This window comes from Pseudomonas sp. Irchel 3E13, from assembly GCF_900187455.1.
Taxonomy (GTDB): domain Bacteria; phylum Pseudomonadota; class Gammaproteobacteria; order Pseudomonadales; family Pseudomonadaceae; genus Aquipseudomonas.
Genome location: NZ_FYDX01000015.1, coordinates 199,653 through 207,366 on the forward strand (window position 1 = coordinate 199,653; position 7,714 = coordinate 207,366).

The 7,714-nt window shown below is 63.8% G+C and carries 8 protein-coding genes; 4 read left to right on the plus strand and 4 right to left on the minus strand.

Annotated features, from left to right (window positions below; genetic code table 11):
- Positions 1–10 precede the first annotated feature (10 nt).
- Complete coding sequence (locus tag CKW37_RS24820) at positions 11–1,348, minus strand: dicarboxylate/amino acid:cation symporter (RefSeq protein ID WP_095158865.1); 1,338 nt, start codon at positions 1,346–1,348, stop codon at positions 11–13.
- 193 nt (positions 1,349–1,541) lie between these two features.
- On the opposite strand from CKW37_RS24820, the gene CKW37_RS24825 reads away from it, so the two are divergent.
- On the plus strand, positions 1,542–2,468 hold the full coding sequence (locus CKW37_RS24825; RefSeq protein ID WP_095158866.1) for a LysR family transcriptional regulator: 927 nt from the start codon (positions 1,542–1,544) through the stop codon (positions 2,466–2,468).
- Between the two features lie 139 nt (positions 2,469–2,607).
- Positions 2,608–3,516: a LysR family transcriptional regulator gene (locus CKW37_RS24830; protein ID WP_095158867.1), complete on the plus strand. Its 909-nt coding sequence runs from the start codon at positions 2,608–2,610 to the stop codon at positions 3,514–3,516.
- Between the two features lie 108 nt (positions 3,517–3,624).
- Here CKW37_RS24830 and CKW37_RS24835 read toward each other — a convergent pair whose 3' ends face one another.
- Positions 3,625–4,035 (minus strand): RidA family protein, encoded by a 411-nt coding sequence (locus CKW37_RS24835; RefSeq protein ID WP_095158868.1) that lies wholly within the window; start codon positions 4,033–4,035, stop codon positions 3,625–3,627.
- The gene (locus tag CKW37_RS24840) at positions 4,035–5,354 is read right to left on the minus strand and encodes an NAD(P)/FAD-dependent oxidoreductase (protein ID WP_095158869.1); all 1,320 of its coding nucleotides are present in this window, start codon (positions 5,352–5,354) and stop codon (positions 4,035–4,037) included. The genes CKW37_RS24835 and CKW37_RS24840 overlap by 1 nt, the downstream gene beginning before the upstream one ends.
- 282 nt (positions 5,355–5,636) lie before the next feature.
- Here CKW37_RS24840 and CKW37_RS24845 point away from each other — a divergent pair, with 282 nt between their 5' ends.
- Positions 5,637–6,314 carry a DUF1028 domain-containing protein gene (locus CKW37_RS24845; protein ID WP_095158870.1) on the plus strand — a complete coding sequence of 226 codons (678 nt, stop codon included), beginning with the start codon at positions 5,637–5,639 and terminating at the stop codon, positions 6,312–6,314.
- Entirely contained in the window at positions 6,307–7,470 is a 1,164-nt protein-coding gene (gene argE / locus CKW37_RS24850) for an acetylornithine deacetylase (RefSeq protein ID WP_095158871.1), read from the plus strand. Before CKW37_RS24845 ends, argE begins: the two co-directional genes overlap by 8 nt.
- 119 nt (positions 7,471–7,589) lie before the next feature.
- On the opposite strand, the gene CKW37_RS24855 is transcribed toward argE, so the two are convergent.
- Positions 7,590–7,714, minus strand: a 125-nt coding sequence (locus tag CKW37_RS24855; protein ID WP_143501896.1) for an IS3 family transposase, incomplete at its 5' end; no start/stop codon positions are given.

Here is a 7,714-nt window from a genome sequence, read left to right on the forward strand (position 1 = left end):
GTAGCGGCGTTCATGCGCCGCTGACGGTGGTTGCCGGTTTCACGGTCTGATTCAACGCGGGGGATTCTTCTGTCTGGCACTGCTGCCGGGGCTCCGCCTGGCCATCCAGCACGCGGTTCATTCGTTCGGTATCGAGGGCGCCGACCCATTTGGCGATGGCCAGGGTTCCGACCGCATTGCCGATGGTGTTGGTGATGGCGCGGGCTTCGGACATGAAGCGGTCCACGCCGAGCAACAGGACCATGCCGGCCACCGGAATGCTGCCGAGGGAGGCGAGGGTGGCGGCCAGTGTTATGAAGCCGGAGCCGGTTACTCCCGCCGAACCTTTGGAGGTCAGCAACAGCACGCCGAGGACGATCAACTGGTCGGTGAGGCTCAGCGGTGTGTTGGTGGCCTGGGCAATGAAGATCGCCGCCATGGTGTAGTAGATGCACTGGCCATCGGGGTTGAAGGTCAGCCCGGACGGGATCACCAGGCCCACCACCGGCTTGGACACGCCGACGTTCTCCAGCTTGCCCATCAACTGTGGAACCACCGATTCCGACGAACTGGTGCCGAGTACGGTGAACAGCTCTTCCTTCAGGTACTTGAGGAACTTCCACAGGCTGAAGCCGGACAGCCGCGCGACGAAGCCGAGGACGATCGTCACGAACAGGAAACAGGTGACGTACATGGTCGCCATCAGCTTGCCGAGGGAGACGATCGAGCCCAGTCCATACTTGCCGACCGTGAAGGCCATGGCGCCGCAGGCCGCCAGTGGTGCGACCCGCATCACCATGCCGACGATATGGAACATGCCGTGGGAGAACGACTCCAGCACATCCACCACGGGTTTGCCGCGTGGGCCCAGGTGCGCCAGGGCGATGCCGAGCAGCGTCGAAAACAGCAGGATCGGCAGGATCTCGTTCTTGGCGAAGGCGTCGGTCACGCTGGCGGGAATGATGTGCAGCAGGAAATCGGTGAAGCTGCCGGAGCCGGCAGCCGCGGCCGAGGTGTAGCTGGCGATGCTCTTGGTATCGAGGGTCGCCGGGTCGATGTTCATGCCCTGGCCGGGCTGTACCAGATTGACCACGACCAGGCCCAGCACCAGGGCGAACGTGGACAGCACTTCGAAGTAGATCAGCGCTCGCGCACCGACCCGGCCCAGCTCCTTCATGTTCTCCATCTTGGCGATGCCGAGCACCACCGTGGCGAAAATGATCGGCGCGAAGACCATCTTGATCAGTTTGATAAAGGCGTCGCCCAGAGGCTTGAGGTCAACGCCGACTTCGGGCCAGAACACACCGAGCGCAATGCCGATGGTCACGCCGATCAGAACCTGGACATACAGCTTTCCTAAGAATCGCATGGCCGTTTTTCTCCGCTTTATTGTTGTGAGTCGGATTTTTTTGTTGGCGGCCGGGCTCGCTGTCGGCGGCGAGGCAGCGCCACCGGCCGAGAGCCCAGATTTCGTGTGGGTAATCACGGGGAGCAAAGTTAAAGGTTTTTCTGAAATGTGGTAATACAATGAAATTAACTACATTGTTTACCTGAGGTTACTAATGAGTCCGGTCTCGGAATTGGCGTTTTTCGTCCAGCTAGTGCGCCTGGGCAGCCTCGCGGCGACGGCGCGGGAGCTCAACCTGACCCCGCCGGCGGTGTCCAAGCGCCTGGCCCTGCTTGAGCAACGTCTAGGTGTGCGCCTGCTCAACCGCACCACCCGCAGCATCAGCCTCACCGCCGAAGGCGAGCTGTACCTGGTCAACGCCCAGCGCATCCTCGGCGAGATCGAAGAAATGGAGCAGCAAGTCTCCAGCAGTCGCGCCGAGCCCAAGGGGCTGTTGCGGGTCAACGCGCCGCTGGGTTTCGGCCGCACCCATGTCGGGCCGGCGATTTCTTCGTTCGTCAGGCGCCACCCGGAAGTGGAGGTACAACTGCAATTGACCGACCGGCCGATCAACCTGCCGGACGACGCCACCGACGTTGCCATTCGCTTTGGCGAGTTGCCCGACTCACGGCTGATCGCCCGCAAGATCGCCAGCAACCGCCGCCGCCTGTGCGCCACGCCGGCCTACCTGGAACGGCATGGTCATCCCGAGACGCCGAAGGATCTGGCGCGGCATAGCTGTATTGTCTTGCGCCAGAACGACCTGGCCTTCGGTGCCTGGCGTTTCAGTCGCGGCAAGCAGTCGGAGTCGGTCAAGGTGCACGGCGGGCTTAGCACCAACGACGGTGAAGTGGCATTGAAATGGGCGCTGGACGGTCACGGCATCCTCATGCGCGCCGAGTGGAACCTGGCGCGCTACCTGCGCTCCGGGGACCTGGTGGAAGTCCTGGGTGATTACGAGACACCGCCCGCGGACATCTACGCCGTGTATCTGGAGCGGCTGAATCTGTCGGCCAAGGTGTCGTTCTTTATCGAACACCTGCGCGAGTTCTTCCGGCGCAACGCCGATGGGCCTGAAGACAGCCTGGCGGCCTGGCAATGAGCCAAGGAAAAATATCTTCCACGCACAGGAAAAACCTCTCCTGGCGGCCAAGCCGTCATCCGGCGTCTACGGTAAGGTGACAGCTTCATCGACCACACCGCTGCGGGACGGAGCCGGCAGCCGGCCAGGAGAGGTTCACGTGGCTTCCTACACCCTGCGACAACTCAAGTACTTCGTCACCACGGTCGAGGCCGGTAGCGTTGCCGAAGCCTCGCGTCAGCTCTACATTGCGCAGCCTTCGATTTCCACGGCGATCAAGAGCCTGGAAGAAAGCTTCGGCGTGCAACTGTTCATCCGTCACCACGCCCAGGGCGTGTCCCTGACGCCCAGCGGCAAGCGCTTCTACAGCAAGACCAAATTGCTCTTGCAGATGGCCCGCGAGTTCGAGCAGAACGCCCTGGCTGACAACGACACCGTGGCCGGTCAAATCGATATCGGCGTGTTCGAGACCGTCGCGCCGCTGTACCTGCCGCGGCTGATCGCAGGTTTTCGCCAGCGCTATCCCGGCGTCGATATCCGCATGCGCGACGGCGAGCAGCAGGAACTGATCCAGGGCCTGACCTCGGGCGCTTTCGATCTGGCGTTTCTCTACGATCACTACCTCGACAACACCATCGAAACCGAGCCGCTGATGCCGCCGCAGAAACCCTATGTGCTGCTGCCGCAGAAGCACCGTTTCGCCGGCCAGACCCAGGTCTCGCTGCGTGACCTGTGCCCGGAACCGATGATCCTGCTGGACGTGGCGCCGAGCCGGACCTACTTCGTCAGCCTGTTCAACGACCTGGACCTGACGCCGAATATCGTCTTCAGCTCGCCATCGATCGAGATGGTGCGCGGCATGGTGGGGCAGGGCTTCGGCTTCTCGTTGCTGGTGACCCGGCCGAGTTCCGAATGCACCTACGACGGGCAGAAAGTGGTGGCGGTGGAGATAGCCGAACCGGTGGAACTGTCCGGGCTGGTGACCGCCAAGCTGAAGCGGGTGCAGTTGACCCGGCCGGCGCAGTTGTTTGTGGATTTCTGTCGGGAAGAGTTGGCGCGGTTGAGCTGATGGCTGCTTTGCGGTCCATCGCGAGCAAGCTCGCTCCTGCAGTTCACAGCACGCACTGTAGGAGCGAGCTTGCTCGCGATGGATCACAAAGCAGCCCCCAATAAATGGTTACTCCGGAATTACTGCAATCACATCAATCTCCATCAGCCACTCCGCCTGCGCCAACCCCGCCACCACCAGCCCGGTGGAAATCGGGAACACACCTTTCAGCCATTTGCCCACTTCGCGGTAGACCGGCTCGCGGAAACGCGGGTCGGTGATGTAGGTGGTGGTCTTGACGATATGCGTCATGTCCGAGCCCGCTTCTTCAAGCAGTTGCTTGACGTTTTTCATCGCCTGTTCGGCTTGCGCGCGCGGGTCGCCGAGGCCCACCAGGCGGCCTTCGAAGTCGGTGCCGACCTGGCCGCGAACATAGACGGTGTTGCCGGCCCGCACGGCCTGGCACAGGTCATTGTCCAGAGTCTGGTTGGGGTAGGTTTCCTTGGTGTTGAACATGCGCACGCGGGTGTGAGTAGGCATCAGTTGACTCCCATGAGGTCGGCTTTGGCAGTGGAGGATTCGCTGGTTTCAGGGGCCTGGCGCTGGTCGCGGTCGCGGTAGGCCAGGTAGGTACGTTGAGTGGCGATGTGTCCGGCGACATGCTTGGCGTCGTGCCACACGCCCCAGATGAACGACGAACCACGACGCGACAGCCACGGCAGGCCGACGAAGTACACGCCCGGCTCGGCGGACACGCCGCGCTGGTGCTTCGGTTTGCCGTTGGCGTCGAAGGCATCGACTTTCAGCCAGTTGAAATCCACGGCGTAGCCGGTGGCCCAGATGATCGAGGTGACGCCGGCGGCGGCCAGATCCAGTTCGAGAGTCGGCGCCGTCACGCACTCGGGGTCGGCCAGGCGGCGACGGGCTTCCGGCTCCAGCGGCAGCTCAAGGCCGTTGCGCTCGACGTAGGCGTCGGCGGCATCGAGCAGGGCCAGGTAGTTTTCGTCGCCACGGCGGATGTTGTCGGCCAGGTTGTCTTCGAAGCGCACCACGCCGTTGTCGAACGAGCGGGTCAGGCCGACCAGGTTCATGCCTTGGTGGGCGAGGGCGCGGAAGTCCACGGTGTGGCCGCCGCGGGCGCCGCTGACGGCGATGGTCACGTGCTCGCGGCCGGGTTTGGCGATCTCCGCGTCCCACTCGCCCAGCACGCCCAGCCACCAGCAGAAATCACGGTTGCGGTAGCTGCGCGGCGGCCGGTCGTGGGCACCGACGGAGAGGTAGACTTTGCGCCCGGCGCGCATCAGTTCGTCGGCGATTTGCACGCCGGATGAGCCGGCGCCCACCACCAGCACGGCGCCTTCGGGCAACTGCTTTGGGTTGTAGTAGGCGGCGGAGTGGATCTGGTGCAGGCCGGCGTCTTTCGGCGCGATCGGCGGAATCACCGGCCGCTGGAACGGCCCGGTGGCGGCGACCACGCGGTTGGCGCGGATCACGCCTTCGCTGGTGTCGATGGTGAAGCCCGGACGGTCAGCGTTGCGCACCACGGATTTGACCTCCACACCGGTGCGGATCGGCAGGTCGAACTTGCGCACATAGGCTTCGAAGTAATCGGCGACCTGGTCCTTGCCGGCGAAGGCGTCCGGGTCGAGGTCGAATTCCAGGCCCGGGAAGCGGTCGTGCCAGACCGGGCCGTTGGCCACCAGCGAGTCCCAGCGCCCGCTGCGCCAGGCTTCGGCGATGCGGTTGCGCTCCAGCACCAGATGCGGCACGCCGAGTTTGCTCAGGTGTTCGCTCATGGCCACGCCGGCCTGGCCGGCGCCGACCACGAGGGTATCGATTTCGAGGTTGTTCAAAGTCATTTTCAAGCCCTGTCTTCGAGACGTTGTTGTCCAGGGCGGTCGTCGAACCGCCGTTGCCTGGGGCCAGACTAGGGACGGGCGGTTTTTCGCGAAAATAGTAATTAGCGAGGGATTGCCGACAAAAAAACGAAGGCCCGGCGCTACGGGCCTTGCGGCGGGCTAGGCAGGTTTTTCCTATGCCCGGAGCATATTTTTAATCGTTTTCCTGTTGCTGGACGTCCCGCACCATCTGCCCCAACAGCCGCAATCAGTGGCCGCGCGGGCGGCCCTCAAGGAGCACACATGACCTTTTCCATCATCGGACGCTGCGCGGAATCCGGGCAGCTCGGCATCGCCATCAGTTCTTCCAGCATCGCTGTCGGCGCGCGTTGCCCGTGGGTACGCGCGGGCGTGGGCGCGGTGTCCACGCAGAACATCACCCTGCCGGCGCTCGGCCCACAGATTCTCGACCTGCTGGAGGGCCAGCAACTCGCGCCGGGCATTGCCCTGGAGCGGGTGTTGGGGACCAACGGCTGGAGCGAATATCGCCAGGTCACGGTGATCGACAGCAATGGCCAGGTGGCGCTGTTCACCGGCCAGGAAGCCCTCGGCGTGCACAACGCCCTGGCTGGCGAACAGTGCGCGGCGGCGGGCAATCTGCTGACCAGCCGCGAGGTGATCGAGGCGATGGTCACGGCTTTCGAAAACAGCCACGGCCTGCTCGCCGACCGCCTGCTGGCGGCCATGCACGCGGCGATGGCGGCGGGCGGCGAGGCCGGGCCGGTGCATTCGGCGGCGCTGAAAGTGGCGGGCGAACTGACCTGGCCGCTGGTGGACCTGCGGGTCGACTGGGCCGACGAAGACCCGATCGGCCAGCTCGATGCACTCTGGCAGGCCTACCGGCCACAGATGCAGGATTACGTCACCCGCGCCCTCGACCCCACCGCCGCGCCCAGCTACGGAGTGCCGGGCGATGAGTGACACCCGCAGCCGCGAGCTGTTGGGCCGGCTGATCGGTTTCGCCACGGTCAGCCGCGAGTCCAACCTCGAATTGATCACGTTCATCCGTGATTACCTGGCCGGGCATGGCGTGGACAGCGAACTGTTCCACAACGCCGAAGGCACAAAGGCCAACCTGTTCGCCACCCTGGGTCCGCGGGATCGGGGTGGCGTCGTGCTGTCCGGGCATACCGATGTGGTGCCGGTGGACGGCCAGGCCTGGACGGTGGCGCCGTTCGCGATGATCGAGCGCGACGGCCGCCTGTATGGCCGTGGCGCCGCCGACATGAAGGGCTTTATCGCCTCGGTGCTGGCGGCGGTGCCAGCGTTTCTCGCCGAGCCGTTGCAGATTCCCGTGCACCTGGCGTTTTCCTATGACGAAGAAGTCGGCTGCCTCGGCGTGCGCTCCATGCTCGTGGCTCTGGAACAGCGTCCGCACAAGCCGCTCATGTGCCTGATTGGCGAGCCCACCGAGCTCAAGCCGGTACTCGGCCACAAGGGCAAGCTGGCGATGCGTTGCCAGGTGCAGGGTGCGGCCTGCCATTCGGCTTATGCGCCCTATGGCGTGAACGCTATCGAATACGCGGCGCGGCTGATCGTCAAACTCGGCGAGATCGGCGAGCGACTGGCGCGTCCCGAGCTGCATGACGCGCGTTTCGACCCGCCATTCTCCACGGTGCAGACCGGGGTGATCAAAGGCGGCAGGGCGTTGAATATCGTGCCGGCGGAGTGCGAATTCGACTTCGAAGTCCGGGCCTTGCCGGGCTTCGATGCGCAGACCGTGGCCGATGAACTGGGCGCCTACGCCGAGGCCGAACTGTTGCCGAAGATGCGCGCCGTGCAGGCGGAAACGGCGGTGCGGTTGCAGCCGTTGAGTGCTTATCCGGGGTTGGCGACACCGGCTGACAGTGAAGCGGCGCGGGTGTTGGCGCTGCTCAGCGGATCCAGTGAATTCGGCACCGTGGCTTTCGGCACCGAAGGCGGACTGTTCGACCAGGCGGGGATCCCCACGATGGTCTGCGGGCCGGGCAGCATGGACCAGGGGCACAAGCCGGATGAGTTTGTCAGCCTGGAGCAGTTGCAAGGGTGCGATGCGATGTTGATGAGGCTGGTGGGGTATTTGCGACAGCCTGCTTGAAGGATAAAGCGCCGCTTGCGGCGCTTTTTTTGCTCCGACTGAACGGCCCTTCGCGAGCAAGCTCGCTCCTACAGAGTCTTGAGCCGCGCCCCAAAAGTTGGACAGTAATTGTGTAATGGCTACGCGGCCTGTGCTCTGTAGGCTACAGGGCTCAGGCCGCCGAGCTTCATCTTGATGCGTTCGTGGTTGTAGTAGCGGATGTACTCGTCAATTCCGACACGTAGTTGGTCGATCGTCTCGAAGC

Excerpts from the sequence above, each read along its gene's own strand:
- argE (WP_095158871.1), top strand. The coding sequence starts at position 6,307 with ATGAGTGACACCCGCAGCCGCGAGCTGTTGGGCCGGCTGATCGGTTTC.
- CKW37_RS24840 (WP_095158869.1), bottom strand. The coding sequence starts at position 5,354 with ATGACTTTGAACAACCTCGAAATCGATACCCTCGTGGTCGGCGCCGGC.
- CKW37_RS24820 (WP_095158865.1), bottom strand. The coding sequence starts at position 1,348 with ATGCGATTCTTAGGAAAGCTGTATGTCCAGGTTCTGATCGGCGTGACC.
- CKW37_RS24835 (WP_095158868.1), bottom strand. The coding sequence starts at position 4,035 with ATGCCTACTCACACCCGCGTGCGCATGTTCAACACCAAGGAAACCTAC.
- CKW37_RS24825 (WP_095158866.1), top strand. The coding sequence starts at position 1,542 with ATGAGTCCGGTCTCGGAATTGGCGTTTTTCGTCCAGCTAGTGCGCCTG.
- CKW37_RS24845 (WP_095158870.1), top strand. The coding sequence starts at position 5,637 with ATGACCTTTTCCATCATCGGACGCTGCGCGGAATCCGGGCAGCTCGGC.